General features: G+C 68.0%; 21 protein-coding genes. 9 read left to right on the top strand and 12 right to left on the bottom strand.

All coding sequences use genetic code 11. The features are described 5' to 3' along the window. Positions 1 to 2 precede the first annotated feature (2 nt). On the top strand, positions 3 to 593 hold the full coding sequence (gene leuD / locus WD271_00505; protein ID MEX1006308.1) for a 3-isopropylmalate dehydratase small subunit: 591 nt from the start codon (positions 3 to 5) through the stop codon (positions 591 to 593). A gap of 93 nt (positions 594 to 686) precedes the next feature. After that, positions 687 to 1,637 (top strand): hypothetical protein, encoded by a 951-nt coding sequence (locus WD271_00500; protein MEX1006307.1) that lies wholly within the window; start codon positions 687 to 689, stop codon positions 1,635 to 1,637. 30 nt (positions 1,638 to 1,667) lie between these two features. On the opposite strand, the gene WD271_00495 is transcribed toward WD271_00500, so the two are convergent. From WD271_00495 to WD271_00465, 7 genes are all read right to left on the bottom strand, one after another. Next, the gene (locus tag WD271_00495; GenBank protein MEX1006306.1) at positions 1,668 to 2,504 is read right to left on the bottom strand and encodes an ABC transporter permease; all 837 of its coding nucleotides are present in this window, start codon (positions 2,502 to 2,504) and stop codon (positions 1,668 to 1,670) included. Further along, a complete protein-coding gene (locus WD271_00490; GenBank protein ID MEX1006305.1) occupies positions 2,501 to 3,277 on the bottom strand; it encodes an ABC transporter permease in 777 nt (258 codons plus the stop codon). The genes WD271_00495 and WD271_00490 overlap by 4 nt, the downstream gene beginning before the upstream one ends. Position 3,278: 1 nt before the next feature. Then, positions 3,279 to 4,205, bottom strand: coding sequence for an ABC transporter ATP-binding protein (locus WD271_00485; protein ID MEX1006304.1), 927 nt, complete (start codon positions 4,203 to 4,205; stop codon positions 3,279 to 3,281). Between the two features lie 52 nt (positions 4,206 to 4,257). Continuing rightward, positions 4,258 to 4,668 carry a TIGR03668 family PPOX class F420-dependent oxidoreductase gene (locus tag WD271_00480; GenBank protein ID MEX1006303.1) on the bottom strand — a complete coding sequence of 137 codons (411 nt, stop codon included), beginning with the start codon at positions 4,666 to 4,668 and terminating at the stop codon, positions 4,258 to 4,260. Beyond that, positions 4,668 to 5,450 (bottom strand): class I SAM-dependent methyltransferase, encoded by a 783-nt coding sequence (locus WD271_00475; GenBank protein ID MEX1006302.1) that lies wholly within the window; start codon positions 5,448 to 5,450, stop codon positions 4,668 to 4,670. The genes WD271_00480 and WD271_00475 overlap by 1 nt, the downstream gene beginning before the upstream one ends. Positions 5,451 to 5,472: 22 nt before the next feature. Continuing rightward, a complete protein-coding gene (locus WD271_00470) occupies positions 5,473 to 5,961 on the bottom strand; it encodes a class I SAM-dependent methyltransferase (protein MEX1006301.1) in 489 nt (162 codons plus the stop codon). A gap of 77 nt (positions 5,962 to 6,038) precedes the next feature. Continuing rightward, positions 6,039 to 7,586 (bottom strand): 2-isopropylmalate synthase, encoded by a 1,548-nt coding sequence (locus WD271_00465; protein ID MEX1006300.1) that lies wholly within the window; start codon positions 7,584 to 7,586, stop codon positions 6,039 to 6,041. 209 nt (positions 7,587 to 7,795) lie between these two features. On the opposite strand from WD271_00465, the gene WD271_00460 reads away from it, so the two are divergent. Next, positions 7,796 to 8,161 carry a hypothetical protein gene (locus WD271_00460; GenBank protein MEX1006299.1) on the top strand — a complete coding sequence of 122 codons (366 nt, stop codon included), beginning with the start codon at positions 7,796 to 7,798 and terminating at the stop codon, positions 8,159 to 8,161. A gap of 5 nt (positions 8,162 to 8,166) precedes the next feature. On the opposite strand, the gene serA is transcribed toward WD271_00460, so the two are convergent. The 3 genes from serA to WD271_00445 form a co-directional block, all read right to left on the bottom strand. Continuing rightward, complete coding sequence (gene serA / locus WD271_00455; GenBank protein MEX1006298.1) at positions 8,167 to 9,753, bottom strand: phosphoglycerate dehydrogenase; 1,587 nt, start codon at positions 9,751 to 9,753, stop codon at positions 8,167 to 8,169. A 10-nt stretch (positions 9,754 to 9,763) separates the two neighbouring features. Continuing rightward, positions 9,764 to 10,972, bottom strand: a complete 1,209-nt coding sequence (locus WD271_00450) for a pyridoxal phosphate-dependent aminotransferase (GenBank protein MEX1006297.1) — start codon at positions 10,970 to 10,972, stop codon at positions 9,764 to 9,766. 148 nt (positions 10,973 to 11,120) lie between these two features. Then, a complete protein-coding gene (locus tag WD271_00445) occupies positions 11,121 to 12,290 on the bottom strand; it encodes a DEAD/DEAH box helicase (GenBank protein MEX1006296.1) in 1,170 nt (389 codons plus the stop codon). Between the two features lie 254 nt (positions 12,291 to 12,544). Between WD271_00445 and WD271_00440 the strand changes: the two genes are divergently transcribed. The 4 genes from WD271_00440 (at position 12,545) to WD271_00425 (ending at position 16,455) form a co-directional block, all read left to right on the top strand. After that, positions 12,545 to 13,219, top strand: coding sequence for a response regulator transcription factor (locus tag WD271_00440; protein ID MEX1006295.1), 675 nt, complete (start codon positions 12,545 to 12,547; stop codon positions 13,217 to 13,219). After that, complete coding sequence (locus WD271_00435) at positions 13,219 to 14,511, top strand: HAMP domain-containing sensor histidine kinase (GenBank protein ID MEX1006294.1); 1,293 nt, start codon at positions 13,219 to 13,221, stop codon at positions 14,509 to 14,511. Before WD271_00440 ends, WD271_00435 begins: the two co-directional genes overlap by 1 nt. A 16-nt stretch (positions 14,512 to 14,527) precedes the next feature. Further along, complete coding sequence (locus WD271_00430; protein MEX1006293.1) at positions 14,528 to 15,250, top strand: endonuclease/exonuclease/phosphatase family protein; 723 nt, start codon at positions 14,528 to 14,530, stop codon at positions 15,248 to 15,250. Positions 15,251 to 15,369: 119 nt separating this feature from the next. Continuing rightward, positions 15,370 to 16,455: an S-(hydroxymethyl)mycothiol dehydrogenase gene (locus WD271_00425; GenBank protein ID MEX1006292.1), complete on the top strand. Its 1,086-nt coding sequence runs from the start codon at positions 15,370 to 15,372 to the stop codon at positions 16,453 to 16,455. Positions 16,456 to 16,530: 75 nt separating this feature from the next. Here the strand turns inward: WD271_00425 and WD271_00420 are convergent, their stop codons facing one another. Continuing rightward, positions 16,531 to 18,018, bottom strand: a complete 1,488-nt coding sequence (locus WD271_00420; protein ID MEX1006291.1) for a glucosaminidase domain-containing protein — start codon at positions 18,016 to 18,018, stop codon at positions 16,531 to 16,533. 63 nt (positions 18,019 to 18,081) lie between these two features. Between WD271_00420 and hisH the strand changes: the two genes are divergently transcribed. After that, positions 18,082 to 18,711, top strand: a complete 630-nt coding sequence (gene hisH / locus WD271_00415) for an imidazole glycerol phosphate synthase subunit HisH (protein ID MEX1006290.1) — start codon at positions 18,082 to 18,084, stop codon at positions 18,709 to 18,711. Continuing rightward, positions 18,705 to 19,499, top strand: coding sequence for a HisA/HisF-related TIM barrel protein (locus tag WD271_00410; protein MEX1006289.1), 795 nt, complete (start codon positions 18,705 to 18,707; stop codon positions 19,497 to 19,499). The genes hisH and WD271_00410 overlap by 7 nt, the downstream gene beginning before the upstream one ends. On the opposite strand, the gene rsfS is transcribed toward WD271_00410, so the two are convergent. Next, complete coding sequence (rsfS, locus tag WD271_00405; protein MEX1006288.1) at positions 19,487 to 19,870, bottom strand: ribosome silencing factor; 384 nt, start codon at positions 19,868 to 19,870, stop codon at positions 19,487 to 19,489. The two genes, WD271_00410 and rsfS, sit on opposite strands and share 13 nt — an antisense overlap. Between the last annotated feature and the right edge of the window lie 10 nt (positions 19,871 to 19,880).

Here is a 19,880-nt window from a genome sequence, read left to right as displayed (position 1 = left end):
CCATGGAAGCAGTGCGAGAGATCATCGGGCGAGCGGTGCCGCTGGATCGTGCGAACGTCGACACGGACCAGATCATCCCGAGCGATTGGCTGAAGCGCGTCGAGCGCACCGGCTTCGGCGAGGGCCTGTTCTCCGAGTGGCGCGAGAGCTCCGACTTCGTGTTGAACCAGGACCACTACGACGGGGCGCAGGTCCTGGTCGCGGGGCCCAACTTCGGGTGCGGCTCGTCGCGCGAGCACGCACCATGGGCGCTCGAGGACTATGGGTTTCGCGCGGTCATCGCGCCGAGCTTCGCCGACATCTTCCGCAACAACTGCCTGAAGATCGGGCTGCTACCCGTTGCGCTGGCGGCTGACGCCGTTACGCGCATCATGCGTGCGGTGGAGGACGACCCCACGATCGAGATCGTGATCGACGTCCTCGACCGGCGTGTCGCCGTCCCCGCCATCGACCTCGACGAGCCCTTCGAGCTCGAGGACTTCCATCACCACCGCCTCCTCGAAGGCCTCGACGACATCGGCCTGACGTTGCGCCAACACTCCGAGATCTCCGCCTACGAATCGCGCAGGGCGAGCTGGCTCCCGACCTCCTAGCACCGAACCTGCGTCGTTCAGGGTCGTAGAGCGCCCACAGACGACGCAGGTTCGTGTGTGATGATCCGCCGATTCGATCGTCTTCCTCCATGTATGAACACGCACGTCGACGCCGCAATCGCCCGGACCTCCGAAGCGCACCACGGCATCTTCGGACATCACCATCTCGAGGAACTCGGGGTCTCGTTCGGTGAACGTAAGCACCGGTTGCGAACCGGCCGGTGGGAGTCTCTCTATGACTTGGTGTATCGGATCGCGGGCGCCCCAGTGTCGTGGAGAGGTGATCTCCTCGCGGCGTGCTGGGCGGGCGGAACCCGCGCGGTCGCGTCGCATCGGTCGGCGGCGGCGCTCTGGGAGCTACCTGGACGACGCAGAGAGATCGCGGAGATCACGTGTCCTCGCTGGCGCCGAGCCCGGCACGACGGCGTCGAAGTGCACGAGACCACAGCACTCAGCAGTCGTGACGTCTCAACCGTTGATGGCATCCCGGTGACGACGGTCGAACGCACCATCTTCGACCTCGCTGGAGTGTGCAGCCGTTTCACCGTCGACCTGGCCATCGACTCCGCCCTGCGCCGCGACCTGACCGACTTCGACAAGCTGTGCGCAATGCTCCGTCGAGTCGGCAAACGCGGACGCAAGGGAACCAAGGTGCTTCGCGAGTTGCTCGCCGAGCGGGATGCGCAGTACCTCCCCACCGAGAGTGAACGCGAGCAGATGCTCCTGCGCGTCCTGCGCGCTCACGGACTCCCCGAACCCGAGCGTCAATACTCGATCCATAATGACTCCGGACACTTCCTCGCGCGGCCCGATCTCGTCTACAGAGACCTCAAGATCGCCATGGAGTACGACAGCTACCAGTATCACGTCGGTAACCAGGCGCACGTTCGCGACAACAGGCGCCGCAATGCCATCGTCGGTATCGGGTGGCTTCCACTGGTCGCCACCGCCGAAGACGTCCGCTACGGCAGAGGAGACCAGTTCGCCCGGAATGTCAAGAACGCCCGCCGCACCCGCGAACGGGCGTCGCTGAAGGTCGTATAGCGCCCACAGACGACGCAAGTTCGTGGTGGGTTAGGGCTGGAGCATCCTCGTGAGGCGGCGGGTGGCGACGCGGAGGCCGAGCCACGCCATGATCACGAGGTACGCCGCGTTCAGGAACAGCGACCATTCCACGTGGCCGAGGACGAACGACCGCTCGAGCACCACACCCTGGTACAGCGGCGTGACGCGCACGATCACCTGGACCGCGTCGGGATACTGCGACAGCGGGAAGAACACCCCCGAGAACAGGAACATAGGGATGAGCGCGAGGTTCACGTAGTCGAAGTCGATCCACGACCGCATGAACGTCGTACCGCCGATGCCCGCGCCCGCGAACGCGGCAGCGATGAGCAATCCCGCGGGCACGGCAAGCAGTGCCCACCACGAATGCACCAGACCGACGATCACCATCGTCACGAGGAACGCGGCGGAGTAGAGCGCGCCGCGGAGCAGCGCCCAGGTCATCTCCCCGTACGCGACGTCGCGCACTCGTAGCGGCGTCGCCAGCATCGCGTCGAACGTGTGCGCGTACTTGAACTTGAGGAAGAAGTTGAAGGTGGTGTCGAGCACGGCGCCGTTCATCGCCGCGGCTGCCATCAGCCCGGGCGCGACGAACGTCTTGTAGTCGATCGGCTCGCCACCCGGCCCCGGCACCTTCCCCACGAGCCCACCAACGCCGATGCCGATCGACAGGAGATAGAGCGCGGGCTCGATGAGGCCGGTCAAGAAGAGGTACCACTGGCGCCGATACGCGGTGGTGTTGCGCTCCACGACGCGGAGCGCGCCACGCCCGATCCCGCCGGGAACGAGTCGACGCGCCCAGGCCCCCCGAACGGGCGGCACCTCGAGGTCGACGCCGGCGGTCACAGGGTGAGCGTCCGCTTGAAGGTGCGTTGCCCCCGCCACACGCCCCACGCGATGAACAGGAGCAGGACGACGACATGACCGAGGACCGCAGCCCAGCTGTCGACGGTACCTGTGGTCGCGTCCCGGCACAGTTCGACCGCGTGATACAGCGGCGACAGCAGCGCGAACGGCTCGAGCCAGTCGGGGAGCCGACTGATCGGAAAGAACGTTCCCGAGAACAGGAACAGCGGGAACACGACGATGCGCATGACGACGGCGAACGCCGCGTCGCTCTCGCGCTCGATCGCCCATGCGGAGAGAGGCCCCGCGACGGCGAGCGCGCCGAGCACCGTCGCGGGGATCGCGAAGACGCCCCAGAACGATGGCACGCCGCCGAGCATTGCGGCGATCGCGAGGAAGACCGTCGCTGACATCACCGTGCGGACGCCGGTCCACGAGAGCTGTCCGAGATAGACGTCGCCCGACTCGACGGGGGTGGACACCGCCGCGTGGTACGTGCCCATCCACTTCACGCCGCCCATCACGGGCCACAACGACTCGCCCGCGGCCTGCATCACCGCGCTCGCGGCCATCAGGCCGGGCGTGATGAACTCGAGGTAATCGAGGCCGTCGACCGATCCGTGGTGCTTGTTCACGAGATCACCGAGCCCGATACCCATCGCGCCCAAGAAGAGCAGTGGCGCGAACACGTACGAGAACACCGAGCCGCGCCAGAGCCGTCGCCACACCACCCACTCGCGCTCGACCACGCGCACGACGCGCTTCGTCTCCACGTCAGTCCTCGAGCGTCCGGCCGGTGAGGATCAAGAAGACGTCTTCGAGCGTGCCGCGCCGCGCGTACATCGAGTCGGGATGCACGCCGTCGGACGCGACCAGCTCGGAGATTGCATCACCGTCATCGGTGTAGACGAGCACACGATCCGGAAGCGCCTCCACGCGGTGCCCCGCGGCGGTGATGCGCGGGAGCACCTTGTCGCGCGCGTCGCGGTCGAGAAAGCGCAGCTCCACCACCTCTCGCGTCGAGTAACGCGCGACGAGCTCGCGCGGTGAGCCCTCGGCGACGATGCGACCGCCGTCCATGATCACGAGCCGGTCGCAGAGCTGCTCGGCCTCTTCCATGTAGTGCGTCGTGAGCACGGTGGTGACGCCCTGCCGCTTCAGTTGGTAGAAACGCTCCCACAGCAGATGGCGCGCCTGCGGGTCGAGACCCGTCGTCGGCTCGTCGAGGAGCAGTAGCTCCGGCTGGTTCACCAACGCCCGCGCGATCGTGAGCCGGCGCTTCATGCCACCGGACAACGGATCGACACGGTCGCCGCGCCGGTCCGACAGCTGCATGAAGGCGAGCAGCTCCTCGGTCCGCTCGCGGATCACCGCACGCGGCAGGTCGAAGTAGCGCCCATAGATGAGGAGGTTGTCGAACACGGTGAGCTCGGTGTCGAGGCTGTCCTCCTGGGGCACCACACCGAGCCGCGCCCGGATCTTCGACCCATCAACGCTCGGATCGAGCCCGAACACCCGCAGTTCGCCGTCAGTCACGGGTGAGACGCACCCGATCATGCGCATCGTCGACGTCTTCCCGGCCCCGTTCGGCCCGAGGAACCCGAAACACTCCCCTTCCTCCACCGCGAAGTCGACGGCGTCGACCGCGACGAAGTCGTCGAAGCGCTTGGTCAGACCCTTGCCCTCGATCAGCGGTGGCACGAGGCGAGACGCTACCGGCCGCGTGCGCGGGTCCGCCGCTCTGATTCCGTAGTCACCTCGCCGACCAGCCCCGCCACGCCTCGACCGCGATCTCGAGCACCGGGCCCTCCGGACGAAGGGCGCGGTACTGCGCGTACTTCGCGGCAAGCAGGTCGATCGCGCGCGCGCGCGCGGTGCCCGCCTCGAGCACCCTCGCGGTCCCGTCGACGCGGACCCACCAGAGCTGCGTCCAGTCGTCGTCGTAGTGGTCGACCAGCAGGCTGACGGCCGGATACGCGCGCACGTTGTCGAGACGTCGCAGCTGCATCGTGCGCTTCGGCTTGTCGTCGACTGCAGAGACGATCGTGTCGCCGTCGAGGGTGAAGCAGATGGGCACCAAGTGCGGACGGCCGTCGGGTCGCACCGAGCCCAGTCGAGCGAGGGACGCCGACGCGAACCGCCGACGCATCTCGTCGGCGTCCATCAGCCGGCGCGGCGCGCGAGGTAGAGATCCGTGACGTACCGGACCGTCATGGTCCCGCCAGAAGCCTCGATCGTGTCGCGGATCCCGTCGTACAGCCGGGCGCGCACCTCGGTCGGGAGCATCCGGTGACCGGATTGCGTGTCGAGCAGCTCGACATACGTACGAGCGTCGTAGGCGGCATCCCAAGCGCGGTCGACAGCAGTGACGTCGCCGAAGAGCGGTGACGACGCGAGCTCGTCGATGCCGAGTCCACGGGCATCGAGCAGCGGTGACTTCCCCGGCGTGCGGTCGCCGAAACCGGGAGCGACCCGACCGTATACGGCGTCGATGGCCTGGTGTAGCGGCGAGTCGGGCCAGTCGGGTTGGTTCCAGAACAACGCAATCGCCCCACCCGGGTCGAGCAGCGCGTGGGCCTTGGGCAGCCGCACGTCCGCGCGCATCCAGTGCCACGACTGCGCGGCGAGGAGCGCGCGAAACGTCCGGCCTGGTTCGGTCCAGCTCTCGAAGGACGTGGTCTCGACCGTCACCGGTAACGTGACGCAGTTCCGGCGCGCGACGGCGGCCATGCCGGGGTCAGGCTCCAACGCCACTACGCGGAAGCCCCGCGCCGAGAACAGCACGGTGGCCTTGCCCGTCCCACAGCCCACCTCGAGCAGTCGATCACCATCCTGGAGCCCTGCGTAGGCGACGACGTCGTCGACCAGCGAAGCGGGATAGGTCGGACGAGCGCGGTCGTACTGCTCTGCGACCTCGCCGAACACGAGCCGCTGTTCACGGGCCATCAGTCGATCACCGGGCAGTTGCTCACGCGGGCCGCTTGGTCGCCACGATCACACCGCTCGCGAAGTCGAGCTCGGCGGCAACGAGCGCCGGATCGCCCAAGAGCCGCTCGCGCACCGCGGCGAGCGGTTCCAGGTAGCCGTCGTCGGCGTGCAGCGACGGATCCATGTCGTCGACGACGAGCACGCCACCGGGCGCGAGCGCGGCGATCGTGGCGTCGAGCCCGTCGAGTTTGCCTCCAGGCGCGTCGGCGAACACGAGGTCGAGGGGGGCGAATTCCTGTACTGCGTGCGCCCCGTCGTCGCAGACGAATTCGACGTACCCGGGCCACCCTGCCGTCGCGACCGTCGCGAGCATCTCCTGGTTCGTGTCCACCGTGTACACCAAGGCATCAGCGCGCTCACCGAGCCCGTGCACGATCCACGCGAGTCCGACGCCCGCGCCGGTTCCGAGCTCGCAGACCCGTGCATCCGACGGCGCGGCGGCGGCGAGTGCCGCCAGCAGCGCGCCCACGCCGGGCTCACTCGACAGGTCGAAGCCGAGCTCGGTCGCTCGCCGGCGGGCCTGGCCGACGATCGCCGGCTCGTCGGTCAGGGTCCCACCTCTTCGACCTGGCGACGGTCCGGCCGCTCGCGCAACCGCACGATCTTGTTGACCGCGCTGAGGTAGGCGCGCGCCGAGGCCTCGACAACATCGGTGGCGACACCACGGCCGGAGGCCTTGATCCCGTCGGTCTCGAGCTGTATCACCACGTCGCCGAGCGCATCCCCGCCGCCGGTGACCGACGACACCTTGAAATCGAGCACTGTCCCCGAGATGCCGGTTGCGCGTGAGATGGCGTCGATGGCGGCGTCGATCATCCCGTTGCCCGAACCCTCGCTCTCGATCTTTTCGCTACCATCGGTGAGCACGACGGTCGCGCTCGGCGTGGCGACAGTCCCGCCGCGCAACTCGAGACTCACGATGGTGTACCGGTGCACGACGCCCAGTCCGAGCTCCTCGGCGACGATCGCCTCGAGGTCGGCCTCCGTAATCTGCACCTTGCGGTCGGCTAGCTCCTTGAACCGCACGAAGGCCTGGTTCAGCGCGTCGCCCTGTACGTGCAGACCGATCTTCTCGAGCGTGTCCGTGAACGCGTGACGGCCCGAGTGCTTGCCGAGCACGATCTGCGCCGCCTCCTGCCCGACCGTGGACGCGTCGATGATCTCGTAGGTCTCGCGATCCTCGAGCACGCCGTGCTGATGGATACCGGCTTCGTGCGCGAACGCGTTGCGGCCGATGATCGCCTTGTTGTACTGCACTGGGTATCCGGTGAGCCGCGCGACGAGGCGCGACGTACGCGCCAGCTCTTCGGTACAGACGGTCGTCTCGACGTTGCCGAAGTAGTCACTGCGCGTGCGCAACGCCATCACGACTTCCTCGAGCGCGGCGTTGCCGGCGCGCTCGCCAAGGCCGTTGATCGCACACTCAACCTGGCGCGCACCGGCTGCGACGCCCGCCAACGAGTTCGCGACCGCGAGGCCGAGATCATTGTGGCAATGCGTCGACACAATGAACTCGCCGCGGACGCGCTCGATCACGTAGCGGATGAGCTCGGCGTACTCCTCGGGTACGCCGTATCCGACGGTGTCAGGGATGTTCAGGGTGGTCGCGCCGTTGTCGACAGCGAGCTGGCACACCTCGACGAGAAAGTCGGCGTCGGAGCGACTGCCGTCCTCGGGTGAGAACTCGACGTCCTTGCAGTAGCCGGAGGCGCGCCCGACCGCCGCCGCCGTCTCCTTCTTCACCTGGTCCTCGGTCATTCGGAGCTTCTTCTTCATGTGGATCGCCGACGTCGCGATGAAGATGTGGATACGGGGCTTCTCCGCGTGGCGCACGGCCTCCCAGGCCCGGTCGACGTCTTGGAAAGCGGTGCGCGAGAGACCCGCGATCGTGGTGGCCTGCACGGCCTTGGCGATGGCCTCGACCGCCTCGAAGTCACCCTGGCTCGCGATCGGGAAGCCGGCCTCGATCACGTCGGCCCCGAGTCGGGCGAGCTGCTCTGCGATCTCGAGCTTCTCCCCCACGTCGAGGGAGATCCCCGGCGACTGCTCGCCGTCTCGCAGGGTCGTATCGAAGATCTTCACATGCTCGGGCATGAGACGCTCGCTTCCTCGTGTTCTCGGGCAACGAAAAGCCTCCCCGGCCCAAAAGGCACGAGGAGGCGTCCGCGAGCACTGGGGGGTGCTCGCAGCTAGATAAGGAGCAGGCTCTGGGTGCGCAGTTCTTTCGTCATGGAATAGTCAGTCTGCCAGGCGCGAGCGCGTCGAGTCAACTCATTCGGCGATCACGTGGGAGAATCATGGCGATGAAGACCTTCCTCAAGCGTCTGCTCGGTCTCGGCGCGCTCAGCGCCGCCGGCTATGCCGTGTGGCGCGCCTACGAGCGCCGCAAGATCGACACCGGCGTCACGTGGGACCCCCAGCCCTTCCCGTACCCGCCGCAACCGCACAACGCGGTTCCCACTCCGAGCAACGAGCCCCCGAAACCGGATACTTCGTGGGTCGAGGCTGACGGCGGTACGTGCCCGGCCTCGCATCCCGTGAAGGCGAAGCTGGCGAGCGGGATCTTCCACGTGCCGGGCGGAGCGAACTACGACCGCACGAACGCCGATCGTTGCTACATCTCCCCGGAAGCCGCGGAGATCGACGGCCTGCGCCCCGCCAAGCGCTGACGTCGCTAGGTCAGTTCGATCGCCTGCGCGTCGACGACGCCGTCCTGCGCCCGCACCTGTTCCACGACCTCTGCCGACACCGGCGTGGACGTAGAGAGCACCATCAACGCCGCGTCTCCCGTAGGCCCGCGGCCCACCTTGAGCTCGTCGATGTTGATGCCGTTGTCGATGCCGACGATCGTCGTAACGCGGCCGATCATGCCGGGCTTGTCGGCATTGTGGACCACGAGCATGTAACTGGACGGCGGGATGTCGACGATGTGGTCGTCGATCGCGACGATCCGCGGCGCGTCCTGCTTGCCGTACAGCGTGCCCGCGACGTGCGTGCTCCGGTTGGCGGTGTGCCCGCGGAGCTCGATGAGGTTCACGTAGTCGCGTGCCTCCGACGAAGTCGTCTCGCGCACGACCAGACCGCGCTCAGACGCGAGTTGCGGCGCATTCACGAACGTCACCGGTTCGTCGGTGGCGGGGCCGAGCACGCCCTTCAGGATCGCGAGCGTCAGGACGCGACAGTCGTACCCGGCGATCTCCCCCTCGTAGCTGATCTCGAGGGTGTCGACGAGCCCCCCGGCCAACGCGGTGAACAGCCCTCCGAGCCGCTCCGCCAGCGGCATGAACGGCTGCACCGTCGCGCTCGCTTCCGCCGCAGCGAGGTTCACCGCGAACGGAACGAACTCTCCGCGCAGCGCAAGCAGGACCTGCTCGGCAATGGTCTGACCCGCCTTGTCCTGCGCCTCGCTCGTCGACGCGCCGAGGTGGGGTGTGACCACCACGGAGTCGAGCTCGAACAGCGGCGAGGTGGTGAGTGGTTCCGTCTCGAACACGTCGAGCGCGGCACCGGCGACTCTCCCCTCGCGGATCGCGTCGGTGAGCGCGTTCTCGTCGATGAGCCCGCCGCGGGCGGTGTTGATGATGCGCAACGTGGGCTTGGCGTGACGGAGGACGTCGCCCGAGATCAGCCCGATCGTCTCGGGGGTCTTGCGTTCGAGCACCGTCACGAAGTCGGCTTGGCGGAACAGCTCCTCCAGCGAGCCGACCAGCGTGACCCCGAGCTGCCGGGCGCGCTCCTCGCTCACGTAGTTCTCGCGGGCGATGATCTGCATGCCGAACGCGTGAGCGCGCTGGGCGACGAGCACGCCGATCCGACCCAGCCCGACGATGCCGAGCGTCTTGCCGTTCAGCTCGACGCCCTCCCACTTGTCCTTGTTCCACTCACCGTGGTGGAGATCGCGGTTGGCCTGCGGGATGTTGCGGGCAATCGCGAGGAGCATCGCCATCGTGTGTTCCGCGTTCGCGAGGGCGATGGAGTTCGGCGCGTTCACCACCATGACGCCGCGGCGGGTGGCGGTTTCGATGTCGATGTTGTCGACACCGATCCCGGCCCTGCCGACCACGATCAGCTCGTCGCCGGCCTCGAGCACCTCCGCCGTCACCTGCGTGGCGCTGCGGATCACCAGCGCCGACGCCCCACGTACCGCGTCGAGCACCTCCTTCGGCGAAAGCCCGAGCCGCACGTCGACCTCCAGCCCTGCGGCCGACATCGCTTCCAGCCCGCTCTCCGCGAGCCGTTCGGTAACGAGAACGCGTTGCATCAAACCGACACTAGACGTCGGTGCTGCGCCCACCGAGCAGCTTGGCGATGCGCTCGACTCCCTCCACCAGCGCGGCGTCGCCCAACGCGAACGAGAGCCGGGCGTACCCCGGCGCACCGAACGCCTCTCCGGGCACCACCGCGACCTTGGCCTCATCGAGCAGGAGCTCACACAGTTCGAGGCTGGAGGTGGGCGTGCCACCCGCGAGCTCGCGCCCGAGCACCCCTTCGAACGACGGGAAGCAGTAGAAGGCACCTTCCGGTTCGAGGCAGGTGACGCCGGGAATCGCCACGAGCATCTCGTGCATGACGCGGCCGCGCCGCTCGAAGGCGGCCCGCATCTCCGCCACGGCCGCGAGGTCGCCGCCCACCGCCGCGAGCGCGGCGCGCTGCGAGACGTTGGCGACATTCGATGTCTGGTGCGACTGCAGGTTCACCGCGGCGACGCTCACGTCGGGCGGCGCGATGAGCCAGCCGACACGCCACCCGGTCATCGCGTACGTCTTGGCGACGCCGTTGAGCACCACGCACGTGTCGGCGAGCTCGGGGACGAGGACCGGCATCGACGTGAATCGATGGTTGCCGTACGTGAGGTGCTCGTAGATCTCGTCGGTGATCACCCAGACACCGCGTTCGACGGCCCACCGACCGATCGCATCGACTTCTTCGGGTGGGTATACCGCGCCGGTCGGGTTGCTCGGTGAAACGAACAGCAGCGCCTTGGTGCGGGGCGTCCATGCCGCGTCGAGCTGCTCGACGGCGACACGGAACCCCGTGGCTTCCGTGGTGGGCAACACCACCGGAATGCCGTCTGCGAGCGCGATCGACTCCGGATAGGTCGTCCAGTAGGGCGCCGGAAGCAACACTTCGTCGCCGGGGTCGAGGAGCGTCTGGAACGCGTTGTACACCGCGTGCTTCCCGCCGTTCGTGACGACGACCTGCTGCGGCTCGACGACATACCCCGAGTCGCGCAGCGTCTTGGCCGCGATCGCGGCACGGAGTTGCGGCAAACCGCCCGTGGGCGTGTAGTGATGGTCGCTGATACGCCGACACGCAGCGAGCGCGGCGTCCACGATGTGCGCGGGCGTGGGGAAGTCGGGCTCCCCGGCACCGAACCCGATCACGTCCTCGCCTGCTGCCTGGAGCGCCTTGGCCTTCGCGTCGACCGCGAGCGTGGCGGACTCGGTGATGGCGGCGACACGACGCGAGATTCGGCTCATGCACCCATCGTGGCACGCGGGTCGACGATTCCCCACCCGTTTTGTGCCGAATCGGACGCGGCGACGAGCGAGCGGAGCGAGCCGAGTCGCTCGCCAGGAGCGAGCGTGCGCGGCGCAGGTACCCTGCGCCGCAGCGAGCGACGAATGATCAGGACGCCAGGACGGCGGCGGGATCCCAGTTCGCGAGATCAGCGAGGCGCGGGTCGTTGGAGAAGACCTCCACCACCGGGATCTGGAGCCCGAGGCGACGCTGGACGACCCGCGTGTCGTTCTCCTGGTTCCAGAGTTGCAGCGTGACCGCGACCCCGCTCTCCCCCGCGCGCGCCGTGCGGCCCGAGCGGTGGAGGTACGCCTTGTGATCCTCGGCGGGGTCGTAGTGCACCACCACGTCGACCGCATCGACATGAATGCCGCGCGCGGCAACATCGGTGGCGACGAGCACGGAAACCTTGCCGGCGATGAAGTCGGCCAGCGCCCGCTCGCGCGCCCCCTGGCGCAGGTCGCCGTGGATTGCCAGCGAGCGCACACCTTCGCGCTGGAGCTGGGTCACGAGCCGGTCGGCGCCGCGCTTCGTGCGCACGAAGACGAGCGTGCGTTCCACGCCGCGTGCGATCGACGCGAGAACCTTGACCTTGTCCATCTGGTGGACGAGGAGGAACCGGTGCTCCATCTCTTCGACCGTGGGTTCGGTCTCCGCGACCGAGTGCTGCACGGGATCGTCCATGTAGCGCTCGACGAGCCGCTTGACCGCGCCGTCGAGCGTGGCGGAGAAGAGCATCGTCTGATGCGGCTGCTGCATCCGGTAGAGGATCTTCTGCACTTGCGGCATGAAACCCATGTCGGCCATCCGGTCGGCCTCGTCGATGACGAGCACCTCGACTTCGCCGACCGAGAGCTCGCCCCGCTCCATCAGGTCGATCAGCCGGCCCGGCGTGCCGACGACGACGTCGACGCCCTTGCGCAACGCCTCGACCTGTGGGTCCATCGACACGCCGCCGTACACGGCCTTGACCTTGCGGTCGCTCACCTTTCCGAGCACGCGCAGCGCGGTGGTTACCTGGTTGGCCAGCTCACGAGTCGGCACGAGCACGAGCGCACGGGGGTGACCCGGTCCGGCCTGGCCGATACGGCAGAGGAGCGGCAGCCCGAAAGCCAGGGTCTTGCCCGAGCCGGTCTTGGCCTTGCCGCAGATGTCGAGCCCCGCGAGGGCGTCGGTGATCGTGAGCGACTGAATCGGGAATGGTTCGTCGATACCCTCACGCGCGAGGGCGGTGACGAGGTCGGCCGGGAGGCCGAGCCCCGCAAAGGTCGTGCTCATCGGGGAAGTGCTCGCTTTCGTCGTCGTTGTGGGGGTCTTGATGGTGCCCGCCGCGGCTGATCGCAAGGGCGGTGGGTCGATACTCGGTGCTGCACCATCGAGACGGCATCGACGCGAAGGACGAAGCGGTGAGGATTGACCCGCGAGCGAAGGTCTTGGCTCGCTGTTGTCAGGATAGCCGCTGTTTGGCGCCCCTGAGAGACACCTGAGGGGTCGCGCCGCGGCACATGGCGCCACCCGGCACAATTCAGCCTATGCGCCTCCTGGTCGTCGAGGACGAGGAACACCTCGCGGCTGCGATCGCCGACGGCCTCACTGCCGAAGGCTTCGACGTCGACGTCGTGCACAACGGTCATGACGGACTCTGGCGCGGCCGGGAAGGGTCGTACGACGCGATCGTGCTCGACGTGCTCCTGCCCGGGATGCACGGCTACAAGGTATGTCGAACGTTGCGCGACGAAGGTGTGTGGACGCCGATCCTGATCCTCACCGCGAAGGACGGCGAGTACGACGAAGCTGAGGCGCTCGACACCGGCGCCGACGATTTCCTCTCGAAGCCCTTCTCGTTCGTCGTGCTGCTGGCTCGGTTGCGCGCACTCATCCGCCGTGGCGCGCCACCTCGACCCAACGTGCTGAGGGTCGGGACGCTCGAGCTCGATCCCGGCTCCCGGCGCGCGCGACGGAACGGCACCGACATCCGGCTGACCGCGCGCGAGTTCGCGCTGCTCGAGTTCCTGATGCGCAAGGACGGCAACGTCGCGTCGAAAGCCGACATCCTCGACCACGTGTGGGGTATCGACTTCCAGGGCGATCCAAACGTCGTCGAGGTCTATGTCGGCTACTTGCGCAAGAAGATCGACCAGCCGTTCGGCACCGAGAGCATCGAGACCGTCCGCGGCGCCGGATACCGCCTGGTCGGCGACGAATGATGGCCATCGAAGTCACGGCCACCCGCCGCGCATGGTGGCCACGTACCGTGCGCGTGCGCCTCACGTTCGTGGCGACGCTCGTGTTCGCGATCGCGTTGAGCGCCGCTGCGTTCGGCCTTGTGAAGGTCGTCCACAGCAATCTGGTGAACAAGATCGAATCGACACAGGACGCGCAACTCGAGGAGCTCGCGGCAGCACTCGAACAGAACGATGCGCAAGCCAACGAGTACCAGCGCGCCTATGTACTCGGTATCGACGGCCGATTCCACCCGGTCCGGGTTCCGCCGCCTCATCGCGAGGGCTACCTCGATTCGCGTGTGGTGATCCAGACCGCCGCCGGGAACGTCACGGTCGTCGCGCAACGGTCACTGGCCGAAGTGGACAGCACCACCGAGAAGCTCACGCACATCATGTGGTTCGCGGTGCCGGCACTCGTTGCCCTTGTGGCTCTGGCCGTGTGGTACCTCGCGGGGCGCGCGTTGCGACCGGTCGAAGCGATCCGCGTGGAGGCCGAGTCGATCACGGGCTCCACGATCCATCGGCGCGTGCCCGAACCCGATACCGACGACGAAGTCGGCCGCCTTGCGCGCACGATGAATGCGATGCTCGGACGACTCGAGGAATCATCGCAACGCCAGCGTCAGTTCGTGTCGGACGCGTCCCATGAGCTGCGCAGCCCGCTCGCGTCGATCCGAACGAACGTGGAAGTCGCGCTGCGCAACACGGATCGCGCCGACTGGGCCGCCGTCGCCGGGCGAGTGCTTGCCGAAGACGCGCGGATGGAAGACACCGTGTCCGAGCTGCTCGAGCTCGCGCGCATCGACGAGATCGAAGGCGGGACCCCGGTCGAGTCATTGCCCGAGGTAGACCTCGACGAGCTGGTGCTCGACGAGGCCCTGCGCGGCCACCACGTGCCGATCGACACAACCCGGGTGTCCGCGGGGCGCGTCCATGGGCGTCGGGAGCAGCTGTCGCGGATGACGCGGAACGTGCTCGACAACGCCGATCGGCACGCTCGCACGCAGGTCGCGATCGAGCTCCACAACGACAGCGAGTCGGGCATCGTCGAGCTCGTCGTCGACGACGACGGACCCGGCATCCCGCCCGAAGACCGCGAGCGCGTGTTCGACCGCTTCACCCGTCTCGACGACGGCCGCGCACGCGATTCCGGTGGCCTGGGTCTCGGGCTCTCGATGGTCAGGGCCATCGCCGAGCAGCACGGCGGCACAATCACGATCGACGATGCACCGCTCGGCGGCGCGCGGGTCACGGTGAGATTGCCCGCGGTCTGAGAGACTGCGCTTCCCCATGCCGACCTTCACGCTCGTCAGCTTCAACGCGCATGGGGGGCTCCGACCGAGGCGCCACGGGGTATGCGCACCGTACGACCTGACGGCGGTGCTCCGCGGCTTCGACGCCGACGTCATCGTGGTGCAGGAGACGTGGTGGCCCGACGACGGCCCGGCGGACGTCCACGTCGCGGCCGCCGACCTCGGCGCCGAGGTGTTCGAGCTCCCGTTCGGGCGGGGCACGTTGCACCCGTGGCCGCACGTGCCGCGCGACGGGAGCGGTCAGGGAACCGTGGGGCTCTCGATCATCAGCAAGCTGCCCGCGCGTTTGGTCGCGCGTCTGCCCGTCGGGCGCGTGGTGGCCGACCCCGCGCCCGAGCGGGGCGCCCTCCATATCGAGCTCGATGTCGCGGGCAACGCGGTCGAGCTCGTCGGGCTGCATCTGACCTCGCGATTGCCCCACGGCCCACCCATCCAGCTCCGTAACCTGGCGCGCCAGCTCCCCGTGCCGGGCCGGCCGGCCGTCGTCGCGGGTGACTGCAACTTCTGGGGCCCCGCGGTGCGCACGTTCCTGCCGGGATGGCATCGCGCCGTGCGCGGGCGCACATGGCCGGCGAGCATGCCGCACAGCCAGATCGACCACATCCTCGTGCGCCCCGAGATCGGCGTCGTGGACAGCGCAGTGCTCGCAGACGTCGGCTCCGACCACCGCCCCGTGCGAGCAACGCTTTCTGTCGGCTAGAGGCGAGCGACCGCGGCGCAGGTACCTGAACATGGTTCGCTCACTGCGGACCGGGATACCCGGTCCGCAGCCGTTCGCTCGCGTGCGGCGCAGCGGCGAAGTCGGGTAGACCTAGCTCCATGCCGACAACTGTGCGAGGAGTGGTGTCGCTCGCGAAGGGCGCGCCGGTCGAGATCCGAGATGTCGTCGTACCCGATCCCGGTTCGGGCGAAGCACGCGTGCGCGTGCAGGCGTGCGGTGTGTGCCACACCGACCTGCACTACCGCGAGGGCACGATCAACGACGAGTTCCCGTTTCTCCTCGGTCACGAGGCGGCGGGGATCGTCGAAGCGGTCGGACCCGATGTGCGCGATCTCGCGCCCGGCGACTTCGTGATCCTGAACTGGCGCGCGGTGTGTGGTGCGTGCCGTGCGTGCCGCCGTGGCCGCCCGTGGTACTGCTTCGCGACCCACAACGCCACGCAGAAGATGACGCTCGGCGACGGCACTCCGCTCACGCCCGCGCTCGGCATCGGCGCGTTCGCGGAGCAGACCCTCGTCGCGGCGGGCCAAGCCACCAAGGTCGACTCCCGCGCACGGCCAGAGGCCGCCGGATTGCTGGGCTGCGGGGTGATGGCCGGCCTCGGCGCGGCGATGTACACCGGCGGCGTCGGACGCGGCGACACCGTCGCGGTGTTCGGATGCGGCGGCGTCGGCAATGCCGCCGTTGCGGGTGCCCGGCTCGCGGGCGCGACCGTCGTCATCGGCGTCGACGTGGACGACCGCAAGCTCGCGCTGGCGCGCGCGTTCGGCGCGACGCACACCGTCAACTCGCGTGAGACCAATGCAGTCGAAGCGATCCAGGCGCTCACCGACGGCAACGGTGCCGACGTGTGCATCGAGGCAGTCGGGCGCCCGGAGGTACTCGAGCAGGCGTTCTACGCGCGCGACCTCGCGGGGACCGTCGTGCAGGTTGGTGTGCCCGACCCGGCGATGCGCATCGAGCTGCCGATGATCGACTTCTTCGGGCGGGGCGGGGCGCTCAAGCCGTCGTGGTACGGCGATTGCCTACCGTCGCGCGACTTTCCGATGCTGATCGATCTCTATCTGGCGGGTCGGCTCGACCTCGATCGGTTCGTGAGCGAGACGATCGCGCTCGACGAAGTGGAGGAGGCGTTCCACAAGATGGAGCGCGGCGAGGTGCTCCGCTCGGTCGTCGTCCTCTAGGAGCGAACGGCCGCGAGCCGCGTATCCCGGCTCGTAATGAGCGACCCGTCGTCAGGCACTCATGGGCAACGGGGATCAGCCGGGAACGCCCGCAGCCGTCGTGCCGTCGTTGCGCACCATGAACGGCTTGCCGCCGATGATGGTGACTGCCCGCCAACGGTCGGCGAAGAGCTGCCCTCTCGGATTGCGGTACCACGGAAGCTGTTGCGTCGACCAGACGCCCCCCCACGCGTCGGCCACGAAGTACCCGAAGCCGGTTCCCCAACCCGAGAGGATCACGATGTCGCGCGCCACATCGAGATCGAAGTGGGGAGTGGTGCCCGACCCCACGCGTCCCGTCGTCGCGCTGCCGTACTTGTACACGGTCCCCATGCCGTCGAGGACCAAGTAACCGGCGCCGTCGGGCATCGCCGCGATGGCGCGCGCATTGTCGGGCAACGCCGGCGATCCGAGGTCGGCGAGCGCGCCGCTCGCTGCGCTCCCCCACTTCGACACGGTCCCGTCGGCAAGGAGCACGAGGTAGCCCTTCCCGTCGGGCGTGATCGCGATCGAGCGCGAACGGTCGTTGCCGGGCGAGTACGGGAAACCGAGCGTCCCGAGCGTCGACGGGGCGGCGGCCGACCCGTACTTGTGCACCGTGCCGACACCGGTGAGCACGACGTATCCGTTGTCGTCGGGCATCACCGCAATGTCACGCGCGAGATCCCAGTCGAAGCGCGGCGCACCGAAGGAGGGCGCACGGTTGTACGCGAGCACCGTTCCGTCGCCGTTCAGCACGTAGTAGCCACCCCACGAGTTTCCCGCGACCGCGCGACCGGGTTGGCGGAGCCCCACTGGGCACGGACCGACCTCGGTGAGCCGACCGAACAGCAGCCCGTCGGGTGGGCACTGGCCGGGTTGCCCGCTCGACGTCAGCATCTCGTTGTAGACCCGCAGCACGACGGTGGCGTAGTTGGGCGCGCTCGCCCAGTTCCCGTTCCCCATGTTGTTCCAGAGCGGCGCGCGGCCCTTCGCGAAGAAGTGGTCGAAGTTGTACGCCGCGGTTGTGGGATTACTGCCCCACAGCTCGGGTACGGGCGCATCGGGGATCGTGGTCGTGCGCGACAGAATGTCGGCGTAGTTCCGCAGGAGTTGTATCTGCGCGCGTACGCCGCTCGACGCACTACTGAATTGGAAGCCGTTGCCGCACGAGTTGCACGCGCCGATTCCCGCGAAATTGTTGTTCCACGGCTTCACGATCCCGTAGTCCGGGAAGTTGAACCATCCGGTCTCGACGATCGACTGCGCGAACGCGATGTCGGCTCGCACCGCGTACCGGTTGCCCTCGTCGACGAAGATCTGCGCGAGCTGCTCCAGCGTCGCGCCCTCAGCCCGGTACGGGAGGCTCGCGGGTGCGTGAGACCGGTAGAACGCGACCAGTTCGCCGGCGGTCAGGCGCGATTGCCCCATCATCGGGACACCCGGCGATCCCGGCGAGCCGTCGGACGGCACACAACCGGCGAGCGCGACGACCGCGACGAGAACAAGGGCAGTGAGGGGGCGGAACCGCATCTCGCGAGTCATCGGAACACCTGTACGAATAGTTGAGGCGAGAGCAGTTGAGGCTCAAGGTACCCTCGGTCGATCGTGAACGAGAGGGCCAGCGTGATCGACGTGATCGACTACCGGGCCGGGAACGCGCCGAGCGTGATGTACGCGCTCGAGCACCTCGGCCTGCCGTGCCGTCTCGCGGGAACCGCTGGCGATTTGAGGCGGTCTGACCGTTTGATCCTTCCCGGCGTCGGCGCGGCCCGCGCGACGCTGGCGTCACTCGTTGAACAAGACCTCGTCGACGCGCTGTCGGCCCGCGTGCTCGGCGATCGGGTGCCGTTCCTCGGCATCTGCATCGGTCTTCAGGTGCTCTTCGAGTACAGCGAGGAGGGCGACACGCCGTGCCTCGGTTGGGTGCCGGGCGCGGTGCGGCGGTTCCCCGACGATCGCCGCGTCCCCCAGATCGGCTGGAACTCGGTGCGCTTCGCGCGTGAGCACCCGGTGACGCGTGGACTGTCCGACGGCGGGTACTTCTACTTCGTGAACTCGTACTACTGCGCGCCGACCGACTCGAACGACGTGCTCGGGATCACCGACTACGGCGACGAGTTCTGCTCGGTGGTCGCACGCGACAACGTCTTCGCGACACAGTTCCACGCGGAGAAGAGTGGCCCGCTGGGGCTCGCCCTCCTTCGCGGCTTCGCGCAGTGGGATCCCCCGTGCTGACGAAGCGACTCATCGCGTGCTTCGACGTGATCGCGGGTCGCGTCACGAAGGCACAACAATTCCAGGACAACATCGACGTCGCTCCGGCCGAGGACCTCGCGGCGCGTCTCTACGACGACCAGATCGACGAGATCGTCTTCTACGACATCACGGCCAGCGCCGAGAAGCGCAAGATCGATCTCGAGACCGTGCGCCGCGTCGCCCACCATGTGTTCGTGCCGTTCACGGTAGGCGGAGGGATCCGGTCGGTCGACGACATGTTCGAGGTGCTGAAGGCGGGCGCGGAGAAGATCAGCGTCGACTCCATGGCGGTCCGCAATCCGGAGATCCTGCGCGAGGGCGCGGAAGCCTTCGGCCGGCAGTGCATCGTGCTCAGCACCCAGGTGAAGCACGTCGGCGTACGCGCGGGGTTCCCGAGCAGGTACGAGGTGTTCATCGACGGCGCCCGGCTCGCCACGGGGCTCGACGCGCTCGACTGGGTCCGCCGCGGTGAGGAGCTCGGGGCGGGCGAGATCGTGGTGAACAGCATCGACCGCGACGGCACCGCGTCGGGCTACGACCTCGACATCACGAGCGCGGTGGCCAATTCGGTGAACGTGCCGGTGATCGCGTCCGGCGGGGCAGGCACCGTCGACCACATCGCCGAGGGCCTCACCGCGGGCGGCGCGTCGGCGGCCATCATCAGCTCGATCCTCTACTCGCCGCGGTTCGAGCGCAACCTCGGAGTCCGCGAGCTGAAGGACGGCCTGCGCGAGCGCGGCGTGCTGATTCGCCCCTACCTCGACTGAGCCGCGGCGTTCTCTTCCCATTCGACAACCGGGGCGTCTGCCCAGAGGCGGTCGAGGTCGTAGTACTCGCGCGTCTCGGTCTGGAACACGTGGACGATCACGTCGCCGAAATCCATCAGGACCCACGTGGCGTCGTCGAGACCCTCGATCGAGCGTGGTCCAACGCTGCCCGACGCCTTGAGCGCGACCTCCACCTCCTCGGCGATCGTCTTCACCTGGCGAGGGTTGGTCGCGCTGACGAGCACGAACATCTCGGTGATGGAGATGATCTCGCCGATGTCGAGCACGACGATCTCCGTGCCCTTCTTGTCGGAGGCGGCCCGAGCCGCGATCGCCGCTCGCCGGGACGCGTCGGGAGCCTGCGCGGTCAACCGGCGGGCA

The sequence above is a fragment of the Acidimicrobiia bacterium genome, from assembly GCA_040880805.1.
GTDB lineage: Bacteria > Actinomycetota > Acidimicrobiia > IMCC26256 > DASPTH01 > DASPTH01.
The sequence above is the reverse complement of the archived record's forward strand: the minus strand, read 5'-3'. Positions and strand labels throughout refer to the sequence as shown.

Bases quoted from the DNA above. Each gene is read 5' to 3' on its own strand.
- leuD (MEX1006308.1), top strand. From the start codon at position 3: ATGGAAGCAGTGCGAGAGATCATCGGGCGAGCGGTGCCGCTGGATCGT.
- WD271_00500 (MEX1006307.1), top strand. From the start codon at position 687: ATGAACACGCACGTCGACGCCGCAATCGCCCGGACCTCCGAAGCGCAC.
- WD271_00480 (MEX1006303.1), bottom strand. From the start codon at position 4,668: ATGGACGCCGACGAGATGCGTCGGCGGTTCGCGTCGGCGTCCCTCGCT.
- WD271_00475 (MEX1006302.1), bottom strand. From the start codon at position 5,450: ATGGCCCGTGAACAGCGGCTCGTGTTCGGCGAGGTCGCAGAGCAGTAC.
- WD271_00465 (MEX1006300.1), bottom strand. From the start codon at position 7,586: ATGCCCGAGCATGTGAAGATCTTCGATACGACCCTGCGAGACGGCGAG.
- WD271_00460 (MEX1006299.1), top strand. From the start codon at position 7,796: ATGAAGACCTTCCTCAAGCGTCTGCTCGGTCTCGGCGCGCTCAGCGCC.
- serA (MEX1006298.1), bottom strand. From the start codon at position 9,753: ATGCAACGCGTTCTCGTTACCGAACGGCTCGCGGAGAGCGGGCTGGAA.
- WD271_00450 (MEX1006297.1), bottom strand. From the start codon at position 10,972: ATGAGCCGAATCTCGCGTCGTGTCGCCGCCATCACCGAGTCCGCCACG.
- WD271_00445 (MEX1006296.1), bottom strand. From the start codon at position 12,290: ATGAGCACGACCTTTGCGGGGCTCGGCCTCCCGGCCGACCTCGTCACC.
- WD271_00440 (MEX1006295.1), top strand. From the start codon at position 12,545: ATGCGCCTCCTGGTCGTCGAGGACGAGGAACACCTCGCGGCTGCGATC.
- WD271_00435 (MEX1006294.1), top strand. From the start codon at position 13,219: ATGGCCATCGAAGTCACGGCCACCCGCCGCGCATGGTGGCCACGTACC.
- WD271_00430 (MEX1006293.1), top strand. From the start codon at position 14,528: ATGCCGACCTTCACGCTCGTCAGCTTCAACGCGCATGGGGGGCTCCGA.
- WD271_00425 (MEX1006292.1), top strand. From the start codon at position 15,370: ATGCCGACAACTGTGCGAGGAGTGGTGTCGCTCGCGAAGGGCGCGCCG.
- WD271_00420 (MEX1006291.1), bottom strand. From the start codon at position 18,018: ATGACTCGCGAGATGCGGTTCCGCCCCCTCACTGCCCTTGTTCTCGTC.